General features: G+C 74.5%; 16 protein-coding genes and 2 pseudogenes. 13 read left to right on the top strand and 5 right to left on the bottom strand.

Annotated features, from left to right (window positions below; translation table 11 throughout):
* The 7 genes from GBN72_RS03525 (at nucleotide 1) to GBN72_RS03560 (ending at nucleotide 10,622) form a co-directional block, all read left to right on the top strand.
* Entirely contained in the window at nucleotides 1–1,017 is a 1,017-nt protein-coding gene (locus tag GBN72_RS03525; RefSeq protein WP_151770126.1) for an AAA family ATPase, read from the top strand.
* 4 nt (nucleotides 1,018–1,021) lie between these two features.
* Nucleotides 1,022–4,312 carry an SAV_2336 N-terminal domain-related protein gene (locus GBN72_RS35805; protein ID WP_164540349.1) on the top strand — a complete coding sequence of 1,097 codons (3,291 nt, stop codon included), beginning with the start codon at nucleotides 1,022–1,024 and terminating at the stop codon, nucleotides 4,310–4,312.
* Entirely contained in the window at nucleotides 4,309–4,476 is a 168-nt protein-coding gene (gene fxsA / locus GBN72_RS03535) for an FxSxx-COOH cyclophane-containing RiPP peptide (RefSeq protein WP_151770127.1), read from the top strand. The genes GBN72_RS35805 and fxsA overlap by 4 nt, the downstream gene beginning before the upstream one ends.
* Before the next feature lie 92 nt (nucleotides 4,477–4,568).
* Entirely contained in the window at nucleotides 4,569–5,738 is a 1,170-nt protein-coding gene (locus tag GBN72_RS03545; protein ID WP_151770128.1) for an FxsB family cyclophane-forming radical SAM/SPASM peptide maturase, read from the top strand.
* A complete protein-coding gene (locus tag GBN72_RS03550; protein ID WP_246212233.1) occupies nucleotides 5,735–7,108 on the top strand; it encodes an aKG-HExxH-type peptide beta-hydroxylase in 1,374 nt (457 codons plus the stop codon). The genes GBN72_RS03545 and GBN72_RS03550 overlap by 4 nt, the downstream gene beginning before the upstream one ends.
* Nucleotides 7,109–7,170: 62 nt before the next feature.
* Nucleotides 7,171–10,146 carry an FxSxx-COOH system tetratricopeptide repeat protein gene (fxsT, locus tag GBN72_RS03555; protein ID WP_151770129.1) on the top strand — a complete coding sequence of 992 codons (2,976 nt, stop codon included), beginning with the start codon at nucleotides 7,171–7,173 and terminating at the stop codon, nucleotides 10,144–10,146.
* 26 nt (nucleotides 10,147–10,172) lie between these two features.
* Nucleotides 10,173–10,622 carry a CU044_2847 family protein gene (locus tag GBN72_RS03560; protein WP_151770130.1) on the top strand — a complete coding sequence of 150 codons (450 nt, stop codon included), beginning with the start codon at nucleotides 10,173–10,175 and terminating at the stop codon, nucleotides 10,620–10,622.
* Between the two features lie 15 nt (nucleotides 10,623–10,637).
* Here the strand turns inward: GBN72_RS03560 and GBN72_RS03565 are convergent, their stop codons facing one another.
* Both GBN72_RS03565 and GBN72_RS03570 read right to left on the bottom strand, forming a co-directional pair.
* The gene (locus tag GBN72_RS03565; protein ID WP_151770131.1) at nucleotides 10,638–11,576 is read right to left on the bottom strand and encodes an alpha/beta fold hydrolase; all 939 of its coding nucleotides are present in this window, start codon (nucleotides 11,574–11,576) and stop codon (nucleotides 10,638–10,640) included.
* 271 nt (nucleotides 11,577–11,847) lie between these two features.
* The gene (locus GBN72_RS03570) at nucleotides 11,848–13,089 is read right to left on the bottom strand and encodes a YncE family protein (RefSeq protein ID WP_439959729.1); all 1,242 of its coding nucleotides are present in this window, start codon (nucleotides 13,087–13,089) and stop codon (nucleotides 11,848–11,850) included.
* A gap of 169 nt (nucleotides 13,090–13,258) precedes the next feature.
* On the opposite strand from GBN72_RS03570, the pseudogene GBN72_RS03575 reads away from it, so the two are divergent.
* Nucleotides 13,259–14,272 (top strand): annotated as a pseudogene (locus tag GBN72_RS03575) (TIGR03842 family LLM class F420-dependent oxidoreductase); the annotation flags it as partial.
* A 275-nt stretch (nucleotides 14,273–14,547) separates the two neighbouring features.
* On the top strand, nucleotides 14,548–16,116 hold the full coding sequence (locus GBN72_RS03580; protein ID WP_151770133.1) for an NCS1 family nucleobase:cation symporter-1: 1,569 nt from the start codon (nucleotides 14,548–14,550) through the stop codon (nucleotides 16,114–16,116).
* A 75-nt stretch (nucleotides 16,117–16,191) separates the two neighbouring features.
* On the opposite strand, the gene GBN72_RS03585 is transcribed toward GBN72_RS03580, so the two are convergent.
* From GBN72_RS03585 to lplAB, 3 genes are all read right to left on the bottom strand, one after another.
* A complete protein-coding gene (locus GBN72_RS03585; RefSeq protein WP_151770134.1) occupies nucleotides 16,192–16,866 on the bottom strand; it encodes a hypothetical protein in 675 nt (224 codons plus the stop codon).
* Nucleotides 16,867–17,070: 204 nt separating this feature from the next.
* On the bottom strand, nucleotides 17,071–18,372 hold the full coding sequence (locus GBN72_RS03590) for a YeeE/YedE family protein (RefSeq protein ID WP_151770135.1): 1,302 nt from the start codon (nucleotides 18,370–18,372) through the stop codon (nucleotides 17,071–17,073).
* Nucleotides 18,373–18,725: 353 nt separating this feature from the next.
* On the bottom strand, nucleotides 18,726–19,790 hold the full coding sequence (gene lplAB, locus GBN72_RS03595; protein WP_151770136.1) for a lipoate-protein ligase LplAB: 1,065 nt from the start codon (nucleotides 19,788–19,790) through the stop codon (nucleotides 18,726–18,728).
* A gap of 209 nt (nucleotides 19,791–19,999) precedes the next feature.
* Between lplAB and GBN72_RS03600 the strand changes: the two genes are divergently transcribed.
* From GBN72_RS03600 to GBN72_RS03615, 4 genes and pseudogenes are all read left to right on the top strand, one after another.
* Nucleotides 20,000–21,238, top strand: coding sequence for a PP2C family protein-serine/threonine phosphatase (locus GBN72_RS03600; protein ID WP_246212234.1), 1,239 nt, complete (start codon nucleotides 20,000–20,002; stop codon nucleotides 21,236–21,238).
* Between the two features lie 114 nt (nucleotides 21,239–21,352).
* Nucleotides 21,353–21,919: pseudogene (locus GBN72_RS03605) on the top strand (ArsR/SmtB family transcription factor); the annotation flags it as partial.
* A gap of 179 nt (nucleotides 21,920–22,098) precedes the next feature.
* On the top strand, nucleotides 22,099–23,397 hold the full coding sequence (locus tag GBN72_RS03610; RefSeq protein ID WP_151770139.1) for an MFS transporter: 1,299 nt from the start codon (nucleotides 22,099–22,101) through the stop codon (nucleotides 23,395–23,397).
* A gap of 55 nt (nucleotides 23,398–23,452) precedes the next feature.
* Entirely contained in the window at nucleotides 23,453–25,249 is a 1,797-nt protein-coding gene (locus tag GBN72_RS03615; RefSeq protein ID WP_151770140.1) for a gamma-glutamyltransferase family protein, read from the top strand.
* Nucleotides 25,250–25,301: the final 52 nt, after the last annotated feature.

Here is a 25,301-nt window from a genome sequence, read left to right on the forward strand (position 1 = left end):
ATGAGCGAACCCAGCCCGGCCGGGGAATGGCTCATCTTCCGCGGTGCGGGGGAACGCCACGACGGGATCGGCCGGCTACCCGCCCCACCGCCCTGGCGTGACTTCCGCGACCGCGACCGGGACGCCGAGACCCGCCGGCTCGGCGTGCACCGCAGCCGGGCCGCCGCCTGGCGCCCCGGCGCCGAGGAACTGGAAGTGGTCAACGCCGCCCTCTACCTGCGCCGCCCCCTGCTGGTCACCGGAGCGCCCGGGGTCGGCAAGAGCACCCTCGCCCACGCCGTCGCCGACGAACTGGGCCTGGGCGCGGTGCTGCGCTGGCCGGTGGTCTCCCGCACCACCCTCCAGGACGGCCTCTACCGCTACGACGCCATCGCCCGCCTCCAGGACGTGCAGATCGCAGCCCACGCCCCCGGCGGCGTCGGCGCCGGCGACCCCGGATCGGTGGAGAGCATCGGCGACTACATCCGCCTCGGCCCGCTCGGCACCGCCCTGCTGCCCTCGGACAAGCCCCGCGTGCTGCTCATCGACGAACTCGACAAGAGCGACATCGACCTGCCCAACGACCTCCTGAACGTGCTGGAGGAAGGCGAGTTCGCCATCCCCGAGCTGGAACGCGTCGCCCACCGGCTGCCCGACGGGGTGGCACGGGTGCGGGCCGCCGACGGCACCCGGGTCGACGTCCGCGACGGCCGGGTGCGCTGCGCGGAGTTCCCGTTCGTGGTGCTCACCAGCAACCAGGAACGTGACTTCCCCGCCGCACTGATGCGCCGCTGCCTGCACCTGGAACTCGGCCGGCCCGACCGGGAACGCCTCGCCGCCTTCGTCCGCGCCCACCTCGGCGAGGACCGGGCCGAGGCCGCCGCCGACCTCGTCCAGCGGTTCATGGAACGCTCCCGCACCGAGATGCTCGCCGCCGACCAGCTGCTCAACGCCATCCACCTCACCGGCCAGGCCCCCGGCCTGGACCGCGAACGCCTCGCCGACCTGCTCGTCCAGCGACTCGACCGCCCGAGGTGACGTGATGGAGGCACCGCGGGACGCGATAGCCGAACTGGTGGCGGCCCTGCGCGACTGCGGGATGGAACCCGACGCCGCGCACCTCGGCGACGCCCTCTGGCTTGCCCACCACCTCGGCCCGGACCCCGCCGCCTCCCCGGACGGCCGGCGGCCCGACGGCGACGGCCGTCCCGGGACCGGTACGGGGCGCGCGGCCGGTACCGGCCGGTCCCCGGACGGCGACGGTGACGGCGACGGCGACCGGCCCGTCGGGCCCGGCGGCGCGGACACCGACGCGGCCCCGGGCCCCGGCCGCCCCGCCGACGGGACAATCCCGGAGCCCGGCCCCGGCGCCCGCCCGCCCACCTCCTTCGAACTCCGCCCGCCCGCCACCGCCACCGCCGACACCGGCACCGCCGGCGCTCCCGCGATCGCCGTGCCCGCCGCACCCGCCTTCCCGTCCGCCCTCCGGCTCCAGCGCGCCCTGCGCCCGCTCCAGCGCTACCGCACCCCCGGCAGCCGCCCCCGGCCCGTCCTCGACGAGACCGCCACCGCTGAACTCAGCGCACGCGCCGGCGGCCTGCTGCTGCCCGCGTTCCGCGAGGACACCCGCCGCGACGCCGACCTCCAGATCGTCGTCGACGCCTCCCCGTCCATGCGGGTCTGGGACCGGCTCGCCGCCGAACTCGAGCAGATCTTCGCCCGCATCGGCGCCTTCCGCGACGTCCGCACCCACCACCTCCACGAAGGCCCCGGCGGCCGTCCCCGCCTCAGCCGCTCCCCGAACCCGGGCACCGGCGTCCCCTACTTCCCGCAACGCCTCATCGACCCCACCGGACGGCGCGTCACCTGCCTGGTCAGCGACTGCGCCGGCCCCCTCTGGCGCAGCGGCCAGGCCCACCGGCTGCTGCACCGGCTGGCCTCGGCCGGACCGGTCGTCGTCGTGCAGCCGCTGCCGCAGCGCATGTGGCGGCGCACCACCCTGCCCGCCACCCCCGGACCGCTGCGCTGCGGCCCCGACGGCCGCGTCCGGCTCACCACGCAGCACCCTCCGCCCGCCGACGGCTCCCTCCCGGTCCCCGTCCTGCCCCCGCTGCCCGAGGCGCTCGAAGCCTGGGCACGCCTGCTCACCAGCGTCGGCACCGGCACCGTCGCGGGCGCCGTCGGCCGGGTCCGCCCCGACCAGCCGCCCCTGCCCACCCGGCCCGCCGCCCGCCGGCCCGGACCGCTGGAGCGGGTCAGCCGCTTCCGCGCCTCGGCCTCGCCCACCGCCTCGCGCCTGGCCACCCACCTCGCCGCCGCCCCGCTCCACCTGCCGGTGATGCAGCTCGTCCAGCGCGCCATGCTGCCCTCCTCCGGGCCCACCGAACTCGCCGAGGTCCTCCTCGGCGGACTGCTCACCCGTGAACCCGGACCCGTCCCCGAGGACGGCCCGCGTTTCACCATGGACCCCGAGGTCCGCCAGGCGCTCCTCGGCCCCCTCGGCCGCGACGAGGCCCTCCTCGTCCTCAAGCACTGCTCCGCCTACGTCACCCGCCACCTCAGCCGCGGCGGCCCCAACTTCCCCGCGATCGCCCACGCCCAGCTGGAGAACGCCGACCAGGACCGCACCGCCGTGCCGCCCGGCGTGTGGGACGGTGCCGCCCACGGCTCCGACCCCGCCACCAGGCCCTTCGCCCAGGTCGCCGCCGAGGTGCTGCGCCGCTTCCTGCCCGCCTTGGTCCCCGCCCCGCCCGACACCACCCTGGCCACCGTCCGCCGGCTCGTCGCCGAATTCGAGGAGAACGGCATGGTCCCCTCCCTCCTCCAGGCGGTGCGCATGCTCCGTCAGGCCGCCGAGAACCACGACGCCGATCCCGCCCTCGCCGCCGAGTGCGCCACCACGCTGCTCCGCCTCTGGAACGTCCACGGCGGCGCCGACCTCCTCGCCGAAGCCCTCCGCCACGCCGAGAGCGCGAGCCACCGCGACCCGGCCGGCCCCGGCCACGCCACCGTCGCCGCCGTGCTCTGCGCCCAGGCCGACGAGGCCGTCCGGGCCGAGGACCGCTCGGCCGCCCTCGCCCTCCTCGCCCAGGCCGACGAGGCCTACGCCGACGCCTGCCGCACCGCGCCCGACGCCGACACCCTGCTGCGCCACACCCTCGACCGCGCCCGCGCCCTGGAGACGCAGTGGAGCGTCGGCGGCCGCTCGGCACCGCTGCAGAGCGGCATCGGCATGCTCGAGGCCCTCGCCGACGCCCGCACCCCCGGCGACCTCCCGCCCGGCGTCGCCCTCGCCCACGGCCGGCTGCTGCGCCGTCTCGCCACCACCACCGGCGACCAGGCCGAGGCCCGCGCGCACGCCGCCCGGGCCGCCCGCTCCCTGACCACCGCCCTCACCGCGCACGGCGAGGACGCCGACCGCGCCCTGGTGCTGGAACTCGCCGACGCCCTCCTGGACGCCGGACCCGACGCCCACGCCGACCTGCACGCCCTGCTGGCCGCCCGCCTCCCGGGCGCCCAGGGACGCCACCGCGCCCGGCTCCTGGTCCGCTCCGGCCGCCTCGGCCTCGCCCGCCACCACGAGAGCGAGGACCCCGCCGAACTCGCCGCCGCGGAGGCCGACCTGACCGAGGCGCTGGAGGAACTGTCCCGGCACGACGGGGAGCACGCCGCCACCCTGGTCCTCCTCGGCGGCGCCCTCCTCACCCTCGCCACGCCGCACGCCGCACCCGCCCCGGACCGCGTCGGCCGAGCCGTCTCCGCGCTCCGCGCCTGCCTGGCGGGCACCGCCGCCGACGACCCCGCGATGCCCGAACGCCGGGCGCTGCTCGGCCGCGCCCTGCTCGCCCGGTACGACCTGGCCCGTGACCCGGTCGACCTCCGCGAGGCCGAGCACCACCTCGGCCTCGCCGCCCGGGCCACGGGCGACCCGCTCACCCGCGCCGCCCGCCTCATCGACCTCGGCCGCGCCCACCTCACCGCCGCCACCGGCCTGGACCGCCCGGCCCGGCACGACGACGCGGCCCGCATCTTCCGCTCCGCCGCCCGGACGGCCCGTCAGGTGCTCGACGGCAGCGACGAGGTCCTCACCCCGCGCCGCACCGCGCACACCGTCACCCTCGCCGCCCGCGCCCTCCACCTGCACGCCGCCGCGCAGGAGGCCGCCCAGCGCCCCAGGGCGGCCCGGGCCGCCTACCGGGAGGCGGCCGAGGAGTGGAGTCGGCTGCCCGCGGGCATGCAGGTGCTAGGGGAGCCGACGCCCGAGGACACCGCACGACGCCTCGAGGAGCTCACCGGTACACCAGGCCGGCCGACGACCACGGGGGATCCATGACCGACCGCGACGCCCGCGACCTTCCGGACCTCACCGCGCTCGACCTCGAGTCCCTGCGCCGCCTCGACCACCCGGTCCTGCGCGACGTCCTCGAGCGCCTCCAGGCCCGGCAGGACGACGGCACCGAGACGCTCTGGGGCTTCAACAACTCCGCTCCGCAGTGACCCGGGCGGGGCCCGGAGCCGAGGCGGGGGCGGGGGCGGGCGCCGAGGCGTCCGGCACCGGCGCCGACGCCGCCGACGGCGTCCCCGCGCGTGTGCCGTTCCGCCAGTTCGTCGTCAAGACGCACGCCCGGTGCAACCTCGCCTGCCGGTACTGCTACCTGTACTCCGGCCCCGACCGGGGATGGCGGGCACGCCCGCCCACGGCCTCCGCCGCGGTGCGGGAGCAGACCGCCCGGCGGATCGGCGAGCACGCCGCCCGGCACCGGCTGCGGCGCCTCTCGCTGGTCCTCCACGGCGGAGAACCGTTGCTGCACGGCGCCGGGCCGCTGGTCGCGTACACCGAGGCGGTGCGGCGCGCGGTGCCCGCCGGGAGCACCGTCCACGCCACCGTGCAGACCAACGGAACACTGCTCACCGACGAGAGCGCCGCTCTCCTCTCGGAGCACCGCATCACGGTGGGCCTCAGCATCGACGGCGGCCTCCCGCACCACAACCGTCTGCGGGTGGACCACGCGGGCCGCCCCTCCCACGCCGCCGTCGTCCGCGCCGCCCGCCTGCTGGCCGACCGTCACCGCACCGCCTACGCGGGCCTCCTGGTGGTCGTCGACCCCACCCTCGACCCGGCCGAGGTCCACCGGTCGCTGCTGGAGCTCGACCCGCCCGCCCTGGACCTGCTGCTGCCCCACGGCAACTGGACCACGCCCCCGCCCGGGGCGCGGGTGGCGGACGGGTCCGGCGCCACCCCTTACGGCGACTGGCTCTGCGCCGTCTTCGACCTGTGGTGGCGGGCCCCCCGCCACCGGACCCGCATACGCCTCTTCGAACAGTGCCTCGCCCTCCTGCTCGGCCGCCCCGCCGCCGGTGAGTCGCTCGGCACCGCGCCGTTCACCGCCGTGGTCGTCGAGACCGACGGCACCCTGGAACAGGTCGACAGCCTCAAGTCCGCCTACGACGGCGCCGCCGCCACCGGACTCGACGTCTTCCGCCACACCTTCGACGAGGCCCTCGACCACCCCGGCATCGCCGCGCGCCAGGCCGGCGCCGCCGCCCTGGCGGCCGAGTGCCGGGCCTGCCCGGTGGTGAGGGTGTGCGGCGGAGGGAACTACGCCCACCGGTACCGGGCGGAGACCGGGTTCGTCAACCCGTCCGTCTACTGCGCCGACCTGATGCGGCTCATCCGGCACGTCGCCGCCGCACTCGCCGCCGAGGCCGCGGCCGCCGGCCCCGCCGCACCCCGCACCACGGGAGGAGGACCCCGATGACACCCGCCCCCGCCGCGCGGCCCGCCGTCCCCGGCCACGTCATGGACCGGCTCGCCCGCACCGACAGCGACGACGAGTCCCTCGGTCTGCTCGTCCACGGCCAGCACACCCGCAGGCTCCTCCTCCTGCGCCTCCTCCTCGACACCGCCACCGCCGACGCGCCGCCCGAGGCCCGGGCCAGGTTCCTCGGCCACTGGTCCCTGCTGGAGGCCGCGGAACACCGGAGCCCGGCCGGCCGCGAGGCCGTCCGCGAGACCGTGCAGCACCCGCTCACCGGTCCCTGGACCCACCAGGCCCTCGCCGACCTGCGCGCCGGCCGCCCGGCGGACCTGGACCGGCTGGGCGCGATGGCGGTCGCCGCGGGACTGCGGGCCCGGCTCTCCTTCACCACCCGCCTGGACGCGGACCACGACGGGCTGCACCTGCCGTCGCTGGGGCTGCTCAGGTGCGGGCCCGGTCCGGTGCGGATCCACTGCGACGGCACCCTGCTCAGGCTGCGGGCGGACGGCGCGGTCAGCGAGGTGACGGTCTGCCCGCAGCCGGTGCGCGGGGCCTGGGCCGCCCACTCCGGCTGGCGTTCGGCCGTCGTCCTGCCACCGCTCGCCGCCGGACACCCACCCGTCCCGCTCGACGACCAGGGCCCGTACCGGGCCACGGAACAGCCGGGCTCACCCTTGCGTCCCACCGTGCCCGCGCCCCCCGACGACGCGGCGCGCAAGCGCTGGTACGACGTGTGGACCGGCGGCGTGGCGGAACTGCTGGACCTCGGCCACCCCTCGCGGCTCGCCGAGACGGCGCGCCTGCTGCGTTCGGTCGTCCCCCTGCTGCCGCCGCAGGACGCCGGTCCCGCCGGCTACTGCAGCGGCACCCGCCGGGGCGCGTTCGGAGCGGTGCACAGCAGTGTGCCGCCCACCGCGGTGAGCCTGGCCTCGATGCTGGTGCACGAGCTCCAGCACGCGAAACTGAGCGCCCTCGCCGACATCGTGCCCCTGCACCACGCGGGGCCCGAGCGCCGCCACTTCGCACCCTGGCGGCCGGACCCGCGCCCGTTCGACGGTCTCTGGCAAGGCCTCTACAGCCACCTGGCGCTCGCCTTCTGGTGGCGGCACCGCGCCCTCGTTACGCCGGACGGCCCTGCCAGGGAACACGCCTGGGCGGAGTACGCGCGATGCCGGGAACAGACCGGTGCGGCCCTCCCCGCCCTCGTGGGATCCGAGCAACTCACCCTTGAGGGACGGAGATTGGCCGACGGTATGGTGGCCGCGCACCGGAGTCTGCAGGATCTCGACCCTCCGGCCGGACACCTCGCCCGGGCCCGGTCGTACATCCAGACCGCGCGGGCTCTGTGGAGTCGTGCCAAAACGGTATAAGTGAGATGTTGCGCGGGTGACCGGGTGCGGTCCGCCCTAAGGTGGAGGATCGAGGCCGAGTGATGGGGGATCAGATGCCGGTAGCGGCGCGGGACGACGTCGTCACCATCAGCTTCGCCGGGTTCAACCGCCCGTGGGCCGCCTGGATCGGCGACCGCCTCGAACGGCGCGGGCTGCGCGTCGTCTACCAGCGCTGGGACCCCGCCCCCGAGGAGCCCCTCGAGGTGCTGCTGACCGACCTCGCGATGGCGCCGGGCCGGGTGGTCCTGGTGTGCAGCGACTGGTATTTCCAGATGGGGCCGCGGACCCCCACCGAATGGAACCAGGCCCTGCGGGCCGTCCTCCGGGAGCACCCCGGGCGCTTCCACGCGGTGACCGTCGCCGCCAATCCGCTGCCCGCGGCCACCGCCGCCCTGGCCCCGCTGGAGCTGCCCGGTCTCGGCGAGCCGGAGGCCGAGCGGCGCCTCCTGGCGAGCCTGTCCCTGGCGGGTGTCCCGGCGGGCCCGGCCGGCCCGCGCTCGCCCCGGTTCCCCCGCAACGTGCCGGACGTGTGGGGCGGCATCCGCCGCCGCAACATCCGCTTCACCGGCCGGGAGCGGTTCCTCAACGACGCGTACGGCTTCTTCAGCCGGGCCGCTCCCGGCGCGGGGGTGCTCACCTTCCACGGCATGCCGGGGGTCGGCAAGACGCAGCTGGCGGCCGAGTACGTCTACCGGTTCGGCTCCGAGTACGACGTCGTCTGGTGGGTGGACGCCGGGTCGGTCCCCACCTACCGGCAGCAACTCGCGCGCCTGGCCGGGGCGTTGCGGCTGCCCACCGGCCAGGGGTACGGGGAGCGGCTGCGGGCGGTGATGGAGGCCCTGCGCAAGGGGCAGCCCTACGACCGCTGGCTGGTGATCCTGGACGGCGCGGACGAGCCGGAAGGGCTCAAGAACCTGCTGCCCTCCGGCAGCGGACACCTGCTGATCACCTCCCGCAACAACCAGTGGGCCCACCACAACAGCGAGCTGATGGAGGTGCCGGTCTACGACCGGGTCGAGTCGGTCTCCTTCATCCGCCGCCGGGCCCCCCGCATCACCGACGAGGACGCCGACCTGCTCGCCGAGGCGCTGGGAGACCTGCCGCTGGTCCTCGACCAGACGGCCGCCTGGCTCAGCGACTCGGAGATGTCCGTCCCCGACTACCTGGATCTCCTGCGGAGGGGGATCGACGACGACGTCCTGCGGGTGTCCGACGACTTCCCCCTCGCCTTCCCGACGGCCTGGTCGCTGCTGATCAACAACCTCAGGGAGAAACTGCCGGAATCGGTCGCCCTGCTGCGTCTGTGCACCTGCTTCGCGCCCGGGCACATCCCCGTCGGCCTGCTGCAGGGGCTCCGCCGCCAGGACGTCCCCGAGCAGATCCGCGGCCTGCTCACCGACCGGGTGCTCTGGAACCGGGCGCTCGCCCAGCTGCGCCAGTACTCCGTCATCAGCCTGGAGTCCCCGGACCGGGACGACGGCGCCCGCGAGTCGGTCTACCTGCACCGGATGGTGCATGGCATCGTTCACCTCAACATGTCCGACGCAGATCACGAGGCCTTCTGCGAGGTCGCCCGGAAGGCCTTGGCCGCCGCCGACCCCCGCCGACCCGACGAGTCGTCGTCCTGGTCGCAGTACGCCACCATCACGCCCCACCTGGTGCAGTCCGACGCCCTGCGGAGCCCGGCCCCCGAGGTCCAGGAACTCGTCCTCAACTGCCTGCGCTACCTGTACCGGTCGGGTGAGTACACGGAGGGGATCCAGCTCGCCGAGCGCACCCTCGAGGCGTGGCACGACCTGCTCGGCCCCGAGCACGAGCGGCTCTGGGACCTCAACCACCACTACACGAACCTGCTGCGCGGCGCGGGTGACTACGCCCGCACCGAGCAACTCAACCGGCGCATCGTGGAGCGTCTGCGGGACCAGCGGGGCAGCGACGACCTGGACCACCTGCGGGCGGCCGGAGGGCTCGCCGCGGACCTGCGGGGCCTGGGGCGCTACCAGGAGGCGCTCGAGGTGTCCGTGTGGGTACGGGACGCCTACCGGCGGGTCCTCGGCGAGGACGACCTGCTCACCGTCACGGCGCTCCACAACGTGGGCGTCAGCCAGCGGCTCCTCGGCCGCTTCCACGACGCCCTGGCCACCCAGCGGGCGACCACGGAGGCGTACCGGCGGCTCCTGGACGAGACCCATCTGAGCATCCTGCACTCCCAGACCGTCGAGGCCGAGGTGCTCCGGTTCCTCGGGCGCTACGGCGAGGCGGAGTCGCTGCAGAACGACAACCTTCAGCGGTTCGCCCTGGCGCGGGTGGAGGAGGACCACACCTGGCGGCTGACGGCGGAGCTCAACCTCGCCCTCATCCACTACCGCAACGGCCGCATCCGTGAGGCCGGCCAGGAGATCGCCTCCGTCGTCGAGCGGGCCGAACGCAAGCTGGGCGAACGCAACCCCGACACCAACCGCTTCCTCAACTCGCTGGCGGTCTACACCCGTGAGCACGGGGACATCGACGAGGCCCGCACGCTGTCGGAGCGCGTCGTGAACGCCTACGAGACGCGGCTGGGACCCGGTCATCCCTACAGCGCCGGCACGCGGAGCAATCTGGCGATCGTGCTGCGCAACCTGGGCGAGCGGCGGCAGGCGTACGAGACGGCCGAGGAGGCGCTGGTCGCCATGACATCGGCGGTCGGGGAGCTGCACCCCTGGACGCTGGGATGCGCCATCAACGCCAGCGCCCTGCGCAACTTCATCGGCGAGTACGAGTCGGCCGTGGAGCTGTCCGAGGTCACCGCCACCCGCGCCGCCGAGGTCCTGGGACGGACCCACCCGATGGCGCTGTCCGCGCGCATCGCCTACGCCGACGACCTGCGGGGCATGCGCAAGTGGGCCCGGGCGGCCAAGGAGGAGGAGGCGGCCGTCACCGACCTGTCGGAGACGCTCGGCCGGAGCCATCCCCACACCGTCTCCGCCCGCAACCAGAACCGGCCGTACTGGGACTTCGAACCGCAGATCACGTGACCGGCCCACGGGAAAACGGGGGATCCATGCAGGACGACGAGCAGATCGGCATCCCGATCTTCGTGGACGAGGCGCAGGGCCCCGTCCCGCCCGGAGGTGACGTCTTCTACTCCGACGTCGGCACCCGCGCCGGCACGGCCCGCCGGGCCCGCCGCGTCGGCGCGGCGGTGCAGGACAGTTACGGCCCGGCGCTCGACCTCGCCGAGCAGGCCGTGCAGCAGGCCGCCGCGCGGTTCCGGGCCCTCGGCAGGGCCGTGCGCCCCGACGAGATCGAGATGCAGTTCGGCATCACGGTCAAGGGGGAGGGCACGGTGGGCATCGCCAAGGCCGGGGCCGAGGCGCAGATCCGCTTCACCTTCCGCTGGCACACCGCCGCCGAACCGATCATCCCCTCGCCGCGCGTCGACGAGCAGATCACACAGACCGAAACCGCCGGGACTCCGCCGCCCGAAGGGGAGGCGGAGCCGCAACCCTGACGGACGCGGCGCCGCTCACCCCAGGGACTCCCGCAGCAGGAACTCCCGTAGCGCGGCGACCACTTCCTCCGCCCGCTCCGTCGGCAGCGAGTGGTGCCCGGCCCCCTCCGCCGTCACCACCGTCACCCGGGGCAGCAGGTCCCGGGCCCGCTCGGCCACCCGCCGGGCGTCGTGCGCACGGCCGGCGCCCGCGAGGAGGACCAGCGTCGGCACCGCGCACCCGCGCAGCGCCGACGCGTCGGGCCGGCGGGCCGGAAGCACCTTGGTGCGCCGAGCCCCCACGGTGGCCCCCAGGAACGCCTCCCAGGCCGGGTCGACGGGCGGGGCCCCGGTCTCCCAGCGGTGGAAGGAGCGCACCCGGCCGGGGGTCGGGCGCAGCAGCATCGGCAGGGCCCGCAGGACGTAGGGCGGGCGCAGGCCGGCGAAGCAGCCGGTCGGGTCCAGCAGGGCGAGGCGCGTGATCCGCCCCGGCTCCCGCAGGGTGTGGCGCAGGGCGATCCAGGCGCCGTAGGAGTGGCCGCAGAGCGCGGTGCGGTCCAGGCCGAGGCCGTCGAGCACGGAGGTCAGCCAGGACTCCAGGCCGGCCGCGTCGCGCAGCGGGTCGCCGTCGGGGACGGTGCGGCCGATGTCGCCGAGCAGGTCGACGGCGTACAGGCGGTGGGTGCGGGCCAGGCCGGGGGCGGCGGAGTACCAGGCCATGGAGGTGGCGCCGCCGCCCGGCAGCAGCACCAGGGGCGGGGCGTCCTCGGGGCCGCAGACGTGGACCCGGGTGGTGCCGAACCGGGACGGGAGGTCGAGGGCGCGGGTGTCCGCGGGCCAGCGGCTCAGGAGCGCGTCGTACGCGGCGTCGAACGGCACCGGGCCGGCGCCTCCGGCGGTCTTCTCCCCACCGGCTCCTCGAACACCGTGACCGGCCGCCGGTACTGACTTCCCGTCGGCTCCGTGCTCTGCCATGGACACGCCTCACCTTCCCCCACCGGGACGCGGACCTGCCCCGATCTTTCCCTCCGACGGGCGACACGGCAAGCGAGGCGGCCTTCCGAACGCGAGGGGCCCGGGTCACCATGGGCCGCACGGCACGGCCCGGCGAGCACCGACGGGAGGTGGAGGCGTCATGCGGACGCGGCGAGGGCCACGGCACGTCCACCCGGCCCCGTCCGGCCCCGCCGTCGCGCCGGTGCGGGCGCGGCGGCGGGCGGCGCCGGACGGGGGACCGGTGGCGCGGTCAGCCGACCCCGGTCCAGCCCTGCGGAACCGTGCCGAGCCGCACCCGTTGCGGGTGGTCGCCCACCGGGGTGGAGGTGATCTTCCGGCCGGTGGCGAAGGATATGGAGGTGACCTGGTCGGCGCCCGACTCGGAGACGACGCACGCGCTGCCGTCGCCCGTGACGGTCGACCAGTACGGCTTGGAGACCGGGACCAGCGGCCCCTCCTGGAGCGTCGCACGGTCCACGATCGTCGCGTAGTCGTCCATGGTCCCCGCCACGCACAGGTGCCCGCCGTTCGGCTCCATGGTCAGGCCGTGGTGACGGGAGTCGTTGACGAAGCCGGTCCGGTCGTCGGAGGTGGCCGGGTTCTTCGGCAGCGTCTTCATCCGGGTGATCCGGTCGGTGGCCACGTCGTACTCGAAGAAGCCGTTGAAGAAGGACACCTGGAAGTAGAGCTTCGACTCGTCCGGGCTGAACGCCGCCGGGCGGACCGCGTCCGAGTAGGCGCCGTAGCCGGCCGCGTCCAGGCGCCGGCGCATGTCGATGGTGCGGACCACCTGGAGCGTCTGCGCGTCGGCGACGGTGATCTTGCGGTCGCCCTTCAGGAAGTCCATCCACGGGGCGTCCAGGTCGTTGTTCACCTCGCCGATGGACATGTTCCAGATCTTGCCGTCGCCGGTGAAGACGTTCTCGTGCGGCTTGTCCCCGGTGGGGAAGCTGCCGATCTCCCGGCCGGTGCCGATGTCGAGGACGTGCACCTTGTTCCCGGTCGACGCCGAGACCGCCACCCGGCCGCCGTCGGGGGAGACCGCCATGTGGTCCGCGCGGAAACCGTCCACCTGGAAACGCCAGTTGACGCGGCCGGTGGTCAGCGAGATGGAGACCACGTCGGCGAAGCTCGGCCGGGAGACGACCACCGAGGAGCCGTCCGGCGTGGAGTACATGTCGTCGGCGAACTGGTCGTGGCCCTCGCCCGCCGTCTCCCGGATGACGAGGAAGCCGGCCAGCCGGACCGGGTTGAGATAGATCTCCCTCAGGCGCTGCTCCTTGTCCGGGATCAGGTTGAGCTTCCCGATCGGGGACAGTCCCGCGTCGGAGGACAGCACACTGGCGGTGCCCTCCCAGTTGTTGGCGACGTACAGCACCTCGCGCTGCTGCTCGGCCTCCTCGGCGCCGGCCTGCCCGGCACCCGCGACGGTCAGCACCGTCGCGGCCGCCAGGGCCCGGAACACCCGTCCGCGTCCGACCTTCTCTCTCACACTGTGCTCCTGTCTCCAGAAACCGGGTTCTCTCCGGACCGCTTCAGTGTTACCGGGGGTAAGGTAATGGCCTTACGGGTCGGTAACCAGAGTCCGCGCACGCCTGGTCGCCGGGAGCACGCCGCTGCACCCCTGTTTCGGCCACGCCCGACTCCCCAGGAGCCCGCCCATGGACTTCGGACTCGTCCTGCAGACCGACCCGCCCGCCTCCCGCGTGATCGAGCTGATGCGGCGCGCCGAGCGAAACGGCTTCAGCCACGGCTGGACCTTCGACTCCGCCGTGCTGTGGCAGGAACCCTTCGTGATCCACAGCCAGATCCTCGCGGCGACCGAGAGGCTGACCGTCGGACCGATGGTCACCAACCCCGGCACCCGCACCTGGGAGGTCACCGCCTCCACCTTCGCCACCCTCAACGACATGTTCGGCGACCGCACGGTGTGCGGCATCGGGCGCGGCGACTCGGCGATGCGGGTGGCCGGGCGCAGCCCCAACACCCTTGCCGCCGTGGCCGAGGCGATGCGGGTGATCCGCTCCCTGGCCTCGGGCGAGGAGACCGACCTCGGTGACGGCACCGTCATCCGGTTCCCCTGGGTGCGGCCGGGGAGCGGACTCCCCGTGTGGATGGCCGCCTACGGGCCGAAGGCGCTGCGCATGGCGGGCGAGCGGGCCGACGGGTTCATCCTCCAGCTCGCCGACCTGTACCTCACCGAGTACATGGTGAAGGCCGTCCGGGACGCCGCCGCGGCGGCCGGCCGGGACCCTGACGAGGTGACCGTCTGCGTCGCCGCGCCCGCCTACGTCACCGACGACGACTCGCCGCAGGCGCTGGCCCACGCCCGTGAACAGTGCCGGTGGTTCGGGGGCATGGTCGGCAACCACGTGGCCGACCTGGTCGCCCGGTACGGCGCCGACACCGCAGTCGTGCCGCACGAGCTGACCGACTACATCGCGGCCCGCCAGGGCTACGACTACTCCCACCACGGCCGCAGCGGGAACCCGGACACGGCTTTCGTCCCCGACGAGATCGTCGACCGGTTCTGCGTCCTGGGGCCGGTGGAACGGCACCTGGAGAAGCTGGCCGCCCTGCGCGACCTCGGCGTCGACCAGTTCGCCGTGTACGACATGCACGACGCGCAGGAGAAGGTCGTCGACGTCTACGGCGCCCGGGTCATCCCCGTCCTCGGCCGCGCGGGCGGCTCCGGGGCCCCGGCCCAGGACGCCCCCGACGGGGCCGCCGCGCGCGACGGCGCTTGACGGCCCTGCGTGACGCGGGTACGCCGGATGCGTGACGTACGGCGCGCCCGGCGCCGCGTCACGCCATGACGCCACCTCGCCCCGACCTCACCGAGACATCGCCCCGGCAGCACCCGACGTCGCCCCGTCCTCCCCGGTTCCCCGCGTCCCCGGTTCCACCGCACGGCCACCCCGACCGCCACGTCTCCTGGATCGGCCTGCCCATGACCGACACCGCGCCCACCGACGACACCCCGCCCCGACCGCCGCGCCCGCCGTCCGCCGGACAGCTCGAACTGCCCGGCGGGCGGGTCGAGCTCGACCCGAACTCACCGCCGCCCGAAGGGCGTTACGCCAACGCTGACCTCCTCCCGGTGCCCGCCGCGGGGCGGACCTGGAACACCTACAACTTCTCCGCCCTCTGGGTCGGCATGGCCCACAACACCGCCTCCTGGACCCTCGCGTCGGGACTCATCGCGGTCGGGATGGACTGGAAGCAGGCGGTGTTCACCATCGCGCTGGCCAACCTGATCGTCCTGGCCCCGATGCTGCTCACCGGTCACGCAGGGCCCAGGTACGGCATCCCCTTCCCGGTCTTCGCCCGGTCCTCGTTCGGCATCCGCGGTGCCAACCTCCCCGCCGTGTTGCGGGCGTTGGTGGCCTGCGGCTGGTTCGGCATCCAGACCTGGATCGGCGGTGAGGCGATCTACTTCCTGGCCGGGAAGCTGATCGGCGAGGGGTGGACCGGCGCCGCCGTCGTCGGCGGGTACCCGTGGACGCTGTGGCTGTCGTTCGCGCTCTTCTGGGCGCTTCAAGTGGCCATCATCTTCCGGGGGATGGAGACCGTCCGGCGCTTCGAGAACTGGGCCGCGCCGTTCGTCCTGATCGGCGCCCTCGTGATGCTCTGGTGGATGAGCGACAAGGCCGGCGGGTTCGGGCCGCTGCTCGACCAGCCGTCGAGGCTGGGCTGGGACGCCGACTTCTGGACGCTGTTCGGGCCCGCCCTGATGGGCATGATCGGCTTCTGGTCGACGCTCTCCCTCAACATCCCCGACTTCACCCGGTACGGGAAGAGCCAGCGGGCCCAGACCTGGGGTCAGGCGCTCGGACTGCCCACCACCATGACGCTGTTCGCCTTCCTGTCGGTGATGGTCACCTCCGGTTCCCAGGCCGTGTACGGGGAGGCGATCTGGGACCCGGTGCAGCTCGCGGCGAAGACGGACAACGCCGTGGGGCTGGTGTTCGCCCTGGTGACGGTGCTGGTGGCGACGCTCTCGGTGAACATCGCGGCCAACCTGGTCTCGCCGTCCTTCGACTTCTCCAACATCGCGCCACGGCGGATCAGCTTCCGCACCGGGGCGCTGGCCACGGCGGTGATCGCGGTGCTGATCATGCCGTGGAAGCTCTACCAGGACCCGCAGGGCTACATCTTCACCTGGCTGGGACTGGTGGCCGGGCTGCTGGGCACCGTCGCCGGCATCCTGATCGCCGACTACTGGATCCTGCGCCGCACCCGGCTCGACCTGCCGGCGCTCTACCGCGCGGACGGGCCCTACTGGTACGCCGGCGGCTGGAACTGGCGGGCGGTGGTGGCGTTCCTGACCGGCGGAGTCCTCGCGGTCGGCGGCGCGGACTTCGCGCCGCTGGTGGACGGCCGCCCCGTCCCGGCCCTGTCCGGCCTCGCCGACTACGGCTGGGCGGTCGGGCTCGGGACGTCGCTGGTCCTCTACGTCCTGCTGATGCTGCCGCTCGGGGTGCACCGCCGTGGTGGCGGGGGCGGTGACGGCCACTGAGGCCCTGGCGGAGCGGCAGGGGGACCGGCGGACGCGCGGCCGGGCGGAGGGGCGCCGGACGGACGCGCGGCCGGGTCAGCCGGCCGGCTTCTCCAGCGCGGCCAGCGCCTCGCCGGCCGCCTTCGCCGCACCGTCGCGGATCTTGTCGGCGCTCGGCGTCGTCTTCTCGACGAAGTCGCCGCCGTTGTAGGTGACCACGACCAGGGCGTTGCCCGAACGGACCGTCAGCTCGGTCTCCTGGACCTTGTTGCCCTTGTCGCTGGTCTTGGCGCTCAGCGAGTACGCCTCGTCGCCGAGTCCCTCGAACGGCCCGCCCTTGCCGTCGGCGACGACGCGGTCGAAGGCCTTCTGCGCGTCCTCGTTGGACCGGCGTATCTCGTAGGAGACGTCCAGCCAGCGGTAGGAGTAGCCCTTGAGCGCGTGCCACTGACACATCCTGCGCACGTCCTTGTCGGTGGACGCGAGTTCGCCGGTGGTCAGCTTCCCCGGCACCAGGGAGGTGACGGTCTTCTTGGAGACCGCCTTGCAGGGGTCCGGCGCCTTCTCGTACGTCTTCTCCTGCTCGTCGGACCCGCCGGAGGAGCCCTTGCCGTCCCCCGCGTCCTTCCCGGCCCCGCCGTCCTCGCCGCCGGACTCCGGGGAGTCGCCGGAGGAACCGGACTTCTCGCTGCTCGCGGCCGCCTCCGGCGGGTCGGCGAGCGGACCGGCGGACATCGCCCAGCCGGCCGTGGCGAGGACGACGACCGGCATCAGGCGCACAGTGAGAGCGAGCGGCAGGGAAAAAGGCACGGCGCACTTCTCTGGGAGACGACGGCGGAGCCTGCCGAGGCAGGCGAACGCCAGTCAAACATGTGTTTCTGTCGGTACGGAAGCCTGAACTCGCTCCGTGGCCGGACGATCACAACCCGGACGGGGCGGAACCGGTGCCTCCACGGAGCGAGCGGGCCGCGGGGCTCAGCAGACGCCGTCGCCCGGCTTGGGGTTGCCCAGGCCGAACAGCGGACGCAGCTTCAGGCCGATCCACGTCCCGCCGAGCGCGAACGCCCCCCACAGCCAGCCGTGCAGGCTGCCCGAGGCGATCCCCGCCAGGTAGGCGCCGATGTTGCACCCTCCGGCCAGGCGCGCGCCGATGCCCATCAGCACACCGCCGAGGACCGCCGCCACCGCCGTGCGCCACGGGATGTTCCGGTGCAGGGCCCAGGTGCCGCCGAGCGAGGCGGCGACCGCGGCCCCGATCATGATGCCGATGTCGGTGAGGCTGGTCTTGTCGGCCAGCACCGGGCCGGCGAGCATCTCCGCGTTGCCGGGACGCTGCCACCAGGTCCAGTTCTCCGGATGCCCGCCCAGCGCGCCCACCAGTTCGGAACCCCACAGGCTGAAGGCGCTGGTGACGCCCCAGGCGCCGCCGGACACCAGCAGCACGGCGGCGCCCAGCGCGGCCAGCACCATGGCCCCGGCGGCCAGCGGCCAGGAGCCGCGCACCGCGCGGGCCAGCGCGCCGCGCGCCGAGGGAACGGCGTCCACCGGCGGCGGGTTGCGCCGTGCCTGGACCCGTCGGGTGACCAGCACGATCAACGCCAGCGCCGCGACGGTGACGGCCCAGGAGCCGAACCAGCCGATGTGGTCGGCCAGCACCACGGGCTCGAGCGCGGGCAGGTCCTTCCAGAGGTCGAACTGCCAGGCGGCGAGCGTCGCGCCGGCGATGAACCCGCCCAGGGTGAGCACCAGCGTGGACTGGCCGGAGCCCACCACGTAGAGGGTGCCGGAGGCGCAGGCGCCGCCGAGCTGCATCCCGATGGCGAACAGCACCGAGCCGATCAGCAGGCCCAGCCCCAGTGGGCCCGCGGACGGCGCGGGAGCCGAGCCGAACAGGCCCGTGCCGGTGCCGATGACCAGGGCGAACAGGGTGGCCGTCGTGCCCAGCAGCAGGGCGTGGGCGCGCAGGCCGGTGCCGTTGCCGACAGCGACCAGCTGCCGCCAGGCGGAGGTGAACCCGAACCGCGAGTGGAACAGGCCGACGCCCAGACCGAGACCGAGCAGGAGCAGGACGCCCGGCTTGGCGCCGTGCGTCGCCCAGACGTAGGCGGTGAGCGCGACGGCGAGCAGCGCCGAGACGGCCAGAGGCCCCTTGCGGACCGGCTTCAGCGGCGGGGCCGGGGGAGCGGGACGGGAGGTGTGGGCGGGGGAGAACAGGGCGGTGGCGGTCCGGGCGCGCGGCGGCGCGGCCGTCACCTCGGTGGGAGGCGCGGTGGTCAAGGAGGATCTCCGGGGTCGCGTGGGGGGACGGAGCCGAGAGCGCCGGGAACGGTCGACGGCGCGTGGGGCGCGGACGACGAGGCGCGCGTCAGCTGCGACAGAGAGCGTCGTCGACGCACCAGGCCGACGTCGCGAAGAGCGCGAGGCACAGCAAGGAGGCGGGTGCGGACATGCGGACGAATATACGGAGCGCATTGCCTGTAGGGGGCAACTGTCTCGCGATGTGAGCAAGAAGATGAGACGACGGGCAGGTGCATGCCAGGCAACCGTTGGCGTGAGGCGGCGCGACAGGGCCCGCCCGCCCGGTGTCTCCCCCCGGCCCGCCGCGCCACCGCCGCGCCGTCCGCCCCGGGTCAGGGCACCCGCGCCGTCCACTCCTCGGTGGCGAACCTGGTCCGCACCAGCTCCTCGGCGCGCTCCATCTCGGCCGCCGTGACCTCGCCGGGCGTCAGTCCGTGGCGGTCACGGAAGGAGGTGATCATGTTCTCGATGACCTGCTCCCGCGCCAGCCCGGTCTGCCGGCGCAGCGGATCCACGCGCTTCCTGGCGCTCCTGGTGCCCTTGTCGGACATCTTCTCCTTGCCGATGCGGAGCACCTCGAGCATCTTGTCGGCGTCGATGTCGTACGACATCGTCACGTGGTGCAGCACGGCGCCGGGTCCGCCGTCCGGGCCCACCACCCGCTTCTGCGCCGCGCCGGCGATCTTGCCGGCCTCGGTGGCGATGTCGTTGAGCGGCTGGTACCAGGCCTTGATGCCCATGTCGCCGAGGGCCCCCAGCACCCAGTCGTCGAGGTAGGCGTAGCTGTCGGCGAAGGAGAGTCCGGAGACCAGGGCCTCCGGGACGGACAGCGAGTAGGTGATCGTGCTCATGGGCTCGACGAACATCGCGCCGCCGCCCGAGATCCGGCGCACCACCGTGATGCCGTGCCTGGCCGCGCCCTGTGGATCCACCTCGTTGCGCAGCGACTGGAAGCTGCCGATGACCACCGCGGGCGAGGCCCACTCCCACACCCGCAGGGTCGGCGGCCGCCGGCCGGCGGCCACCTCGGCGGTGATCACCTCGTCCAGCGCCATGTGCAGGGCCGGGGCCTGAGGGCCCATGTGGATCAGCTGCCAGTCGTAGTCGGCCCACTCGGTCGCACGGGCCAGCGCGCGCCGGACGGCGATGCCGACGCCCTCCGCGGTCAGCCCCAGCATCACCGTCGACTCCGGCAGGGCCGCCGTGATCCGGGCCGCCAGCCCCGTGGCGTCCGTCGAGGAGGGGGCGCCCTCCAGGGCCTGGTTGATCGAGAGGATCGCCTCGTCGGGCTCCAGGAAGAAGTCCCCGGCGACCCGCACGTCGCGCAGCACCCCTTCGTGGACGTCCAGATCGACGACGACCAGCTTGCCGCCAGGCACCTTGTACTCGCCGTGCACGGCTGCGCTCCCTTCCCGTGCGCGGCGTGTCCGGAGCCCGGCGCTCGAGGACGCAACGGATGCGCACATGTTCTTGTCGCGCTCCGATTCTCCTGCCCGGCGGCCGGACGCGCAGTCCCGGCCGGGCCGGAAAGGGGGCACGGCTCCCCGGCCCGCGCATTCGTGGCGCGTGGCCGGGAACCCGCAGGGACGGGTACGGGAGGTGCGAGGTGGACGGTGACCGGGGACTGCGCCGTGACCGGGAACAGGGCCATGACCGGGGGCTGGGCCTGGACGAGGTGCTGAGGGCGGCCGAGCAGGCGGCGCCGGTGGAGTCGGTGGACGTGGTCGCACGGAACCTGGAGCGCAGGTTCGCCGCCAGGGAGGTGTCCTTCCTCCTCGTCGACATGCTCGGGCGGGAAGCGGTGCGGCTGCCCAGGGGCGGCGGTGCCGGCCGGGCACGCGGCGCCGTGGACAGGCGCGCGCTCGCGGGCAGCGCCTACGAGGAGGTCCTGCGCTCGCAGCGCCTGCACGTCAAGGGCGACGGCGAGGGCGGCGCCCGGATGATCGCGCCCGTCACCAACCGGGGCGACCGCATCGGCGTGCTGGAAGCCGTCGTGCCCGAGGTGGACGACACGATCCGCGACGCGGTGGCACAGGCCGCGCACGCGCTCGCGTACATCGTCGTCACCGACCGCCGTTTCACCGACCTGTACCACTGGGGGTGGCGCACCTCGCCGGTGACCCTGGCCGCGGAGATCCAGCACCAGTTGCTCCCCTCGGCCGCCTGCTGCGAGGCCCCCCAGTTCACCCTGGCCGGAGGCCTGGTCCCGGCCGACGACATCGGCGGCGACACCTACGACTACGCCCTCGACCAGGACACCCTGCACCTGTCCATCACCGACGCCATGGGCCACGACACCGCCTCCGCGCTGCTGGCCACGCTGACCGTCAACGCCCTGCGCGGAGCCCGCCGCGCGGGGCGCGGCCTCCTCGAACAGGCCGGCGCCGCCCACGAGGCGATCACCCGCCACGCCCGCGGCATGACCACCGGCCAGCTCCTGCGCGTCGACCTGGCCGACGGTGCCTGCGAGATGGTCAACGCCGGGCATCCCTGGCCGCTGCGCCTGCGCGGCGGGCGGGTGGAGAAGCTGTCCGTCGACGTCGACCTGCCGTTCGGCGTCCCGGCCCCGGTCTCCTACGAGGTGCAGCGGCTCCAGCTGGAGCCGGGCGACCGGCTGGTGCTGCTCACCGACGGCATGATCGAGCGCGGCGCCGCGGCCGTGGACCTGCCCGCCGTCGTCCGTGACACCGGCGGCGAGCACCCCCGCGAGGCGGTGCAGGCCATGACCCTGGCCGTGTACGACGCGTGCGGGGGAGAACTGCGGGACGACGCCACGGCGCTGGTGCTGGACTGGCACGACGGCACCGGGCGGGGGCGGCGCAACGGCGGCCCGCCGGGCGCCTGACCCCTCCCGCCGCGGGGTGACACACCCCCTCCGCCTCCCCGTGCGAGAACAACCGCCAAGAACTCTTTGCCAAGAACTCTTCGCAAAGAGTTCTTGGCGGTCTATGGTCGTCGCATGGGGAAGAGCGACGAAGTGCGCCTGGACGCCAAAGGTCTGCGCGCGATGGCCAATCCGCTGCGGGTGCAGATCGTCGGGCTGCTGCGCAGGCACGGGCCCTCGACGGCGACCCGCCTGGCGCAGAGGCTCGGGGTGAACTCCGGCAGCGCCAGCTACCACCTGCGGCAGCTGGCCGAGGCCGGGTTCGTGGAGGAGCTCACCGACCGCGGCAACGCGCGGGAGAGGTGGTGGCGGTCGGCCCACCGGATGACCCGTTTCGACGACCGGGAACTGGCCGCCCGCGAGCCGGACGCCACCCGCGCCTACCTTCAGTCCGTCGCCGACACCTACGCCCTCCGGGCGCGGCAGGCGCTGGGCGAGGTGGAGACCATGCCGGCCGAGTGGCGGGGGGCCTTCGACATGAGCGACTGGGGACTGCGGCTCACGCCCGGCGAGGCGGTGGCCCTGCGGGAGGAGCTGACCGCCGTGCTCGACCGGCACCGGCAGGAGGCCACCGAGGCCGCCGCGTCCGCGCCGGCCGGGGCGCGGACGGTCTCCGTGATCCTCCACATGCTGCCCGACCTCGTGGACGACGACGGGAGGGACGAGCACGGACAGGACGGCCGTGGCGGTCCCGAGGGCCCGGACGGCCAGGAGGAACAGGACGGCCAGGACGGCGAACGCGGCGACGGTGGCGACAACGCCGACAGCACCGACAACGCCGACAGCGGCGGCACGAGCGGGATACGCGGGGGAGAGGGCGCATGAAGGACGGCAGGGGGGAAGCACGGCCGGCACGCCGGGACATGAGGCCGCTGGCCGGTGTCCTGGCCGCGATGGCGGTGTCGCTGACCGGAACCCGGGTGGCCGCGGTGGCCGTCCCGTGGTTCGTCCTGGTCACCACGGGCAGCGCCACGCAGACCGGCCTGGTCGCCTTCTGCGAGATGGCGCCCTACGTGGCGGCGAAGGCGCTCAGCGGGCCGGTGGTGGACCGGGCCGGCCCGCGCGTCGTCTCGTGGACCACCGACCTGGTCAGCTGCGCGGCCGCCTTCGCGGTGCCCGCCCTGCACGCCGTGGGCCGGCTCCCGCTGCCCGCCCTGCTGGTGCTGGTGGCGCTGATCGGCGCGGCCCGCGGGCCCGGCGACCTGGCCAAGGAGGTCATGGTCCCGGACGCGGCGGACCGCAGCCGGGTGCCGATGGAACGGGCCATGGCCTTCTCCGGCACCGTCGAACGGCTCGCCTCCACCGTCGGCCCGGCGGTCGGCGGCCTGCTGGTCGCGGTGCTCGGCCCTCTCACCGTGCTGCTGGTCAACGCCGCCTGCTTCGCGCTGGGTTCACTGCTGGTCGCGGTGGCGCTGCCGCGCGCCGTGGGGCGGCCCGAGGCCCGGACGGAGGAACGCGAGGGCTACTGGCGCAGCTTCGGGGCCGGCTTCACGCTGGTCCGGCGCGACGGCCTGCTCCTCACCGTCGTGCTGATGATCGCCGTCACCAACCTGCTGGACGCCGCGCTGCTCTCCGTGCTGCTGCCCGTCTGGGTGAAGGAGTCCGGGCACGACGCCACGCTGCTGGGCGCGGCGATGGCGGTGTTCAGCGCGGCCGCCGTCGTCGGCAGCCTGCTCGCCGCGGCCTTCGCCCACCGGCTCAACCGGCGGCTGGTGGTCCTCGTCGGATTCACCCTGGTCGGCGCGCCGATGCGGCTGGTCCTCCTGGGCGACCTGCCCGTTGCGCTGATCATGGCCGTGTTCGTGATCGCCGGCCTCGGGGCGGGCTTCATCAACCCCGTGCTGGGCGCCGTCTTCGTGGAGCGGGTCCCGCGCGCCATGCTCGGCCGTGCCAACGCGCTCGCCGACTCGCTCGCCTGGGCGGGCATCCCGTTCGGCGGACTGCTGGCCGGAGCGGCGGTGGGCCTGATCGGTCTGTCCCCGGCGCTGCTGATCGGCGGCGTTCTCTACTTCCTGACCACCAGCCTCGCCGGACTCCGCCCGGAATGGCGGGAGATGGAACGGCCCAAGGACCGGCCCGCCGCCCCCGGAGGGCGTCTGGCGGGCGAGCCGGCGGGGTAGGCATCGCAAGGATCTTCGATCCGGTCCCGGTCCCGAACAGGAGGGAGGGCCAGCGGTGTTCACCACCCGGCCCACGCTGCAGGGCACCTTCGGCATGGTGTCGTCCACCCACTGGCTCGCCTCGCAGTCGGCGATGGCGGTGCTGGAGGACGGCGGCAACGCCTTCGACGCGGCGGTCGCGGCCGGGTTCGTGCTGCACGTCGTCGAGCCGCACCTCAACGGCCCGGCCGGCGAGGTGCCGATCCTCCTGGCGCCCGCCGGGGGAGACGTCCGGGTGCTGTGCGGCCAGGGCGTCGCGCCCGCCGCGGCGACGGCGGCCCACTACCGCGCCCTCGGCCTCGAACTCGTCCCCGGCACAGGCCCGTTGGCCGCGGCGGTGCCCGGGGCCTTCGACGCCTGGATGGTGCTTTTGCGCGACCACGGCACCAAGGAGCTCGCCGACGTCCTGCAGTACGCCGTCGGCTACGCCGAGGACGGCCACCCGCCCGTGGAGCGGATGGCGCAGACCGTGGAGACGGTGCGGGAGCTGTTCGAGACGCAGTGGACCTCCTCCGCCGAGGTCTACCTCCCCGGCGGCGAACTCCCGCGCCCCGGCACCCTGTTCCGCAACCCGGCGCTCGCCGCCACCTGGCGGCGACTGCTCGCCGAGGCCGACGCGCCCGGCGGTGACCGGATCGCCCGCATCGAACGGGCCCGTGAGACGTGGCGTTCCGGGTTCGTCGCCCGTGCCCTGCTCCGGCAGTCCGCCCGGCCCACCCTGGACACCAGCGGCGAGCACCACACCGGCGTCCTCACCGCCGAGGACCTGGCCTCCTGGTCCGCCGGCTACGAGGCGCCGGCGACCTACGACTGGCGTGGCTGGACCCTCTGCAAGGCGGGCCCCTGGAGCCAGGGCCCTGCCTTTCTCCAGCAACTCGCCCTGCTGCCCCAGGAGTTGCCGCCCCACGGATCGGCCGACCACGTCCACCTGCTGATCGAGGGCTGCAAGCTGGCGATGGCCGACCGCGAGGCCTGGTACGGAGACGCCGGCACCGCTCCGGCGCCGCTCGCCGACCTGCTCTCCGCCCGCTACAACGCCGAACGCCGCCTGCTGATCGACCCGGCCGGGGCCTCCCTCGAGCTGCGCCCCGGCAGCCCGGGGGGACGGCCTCCGCGCCTGGCCGCCCAGGCTCACCTGATATCCGAGGACACGCCGGAGTTCAGCGCTCTGGGCGTCGGTGAACCCACCGTCGCCCGGGACGGCGCGACCCGTGGCGACACCTGCCACCTCGACATCGTCGACCGCTGGGGCAACATGATCGCCGCCACCCCCAGCGGCGGCTGGCTCCAGTCCAATCCGGTCGTCCCCGAACTGGGCTTCCCGCTCGGCACCCGGCTCCAGATGACCTGGCTGGAGGAAGGGCTGCCCAACACCCTCACGCCCGGCCGCCGGCCCCGCACCACGCTCACCCCGTCGCTGGCCCTGCGCGACGGCGTCCCCGTCCTGGCCTTCGGTACTCCGGGCGGGGACCAGCAGGACCAGTGGCAGCTCCACTTCTTCCTCGCCGTCGCCGAACGCGCCGAGGTCCGCGGCGGCCTCGACCTCCAGGGCGCCATCGACGCCCCGAACTGGCACAACGAGTCCTTCCCCGGCTCCTTCTACCCGCGCGGCATGCGCCCCGGCCGGGTCGTCGTCGAGGCCCGCGCGGACCCCGCCGTGGTGGAGGAGCTGAGGCGGCGCGGCCACGACGTCGAGGTGGGCGGCGCGTGGTCGGAGGGGCGTATGTGCGCCGTCGCCCGCGACCCGCGGACCGGGGTGCTGTCCGCGGCCGCCAACCCGCGCGGAATGCAGGGGTACGCGGTGGGGCGGTGACCGGGGCACGGTGCGGTCGCCGCCTCATGGCGCGGTGACCGGGATACGGTGC

It is taken from the genome of Streptomyces abyssomicinicus (assembly GCF_008974245.1).
Lineage (GTDB): Bacteria > Actinomycetota > Actinomycetes > Streptomycetales > Streptomycetaceae > Streptomyces > Streptomyces abyssomicinicus.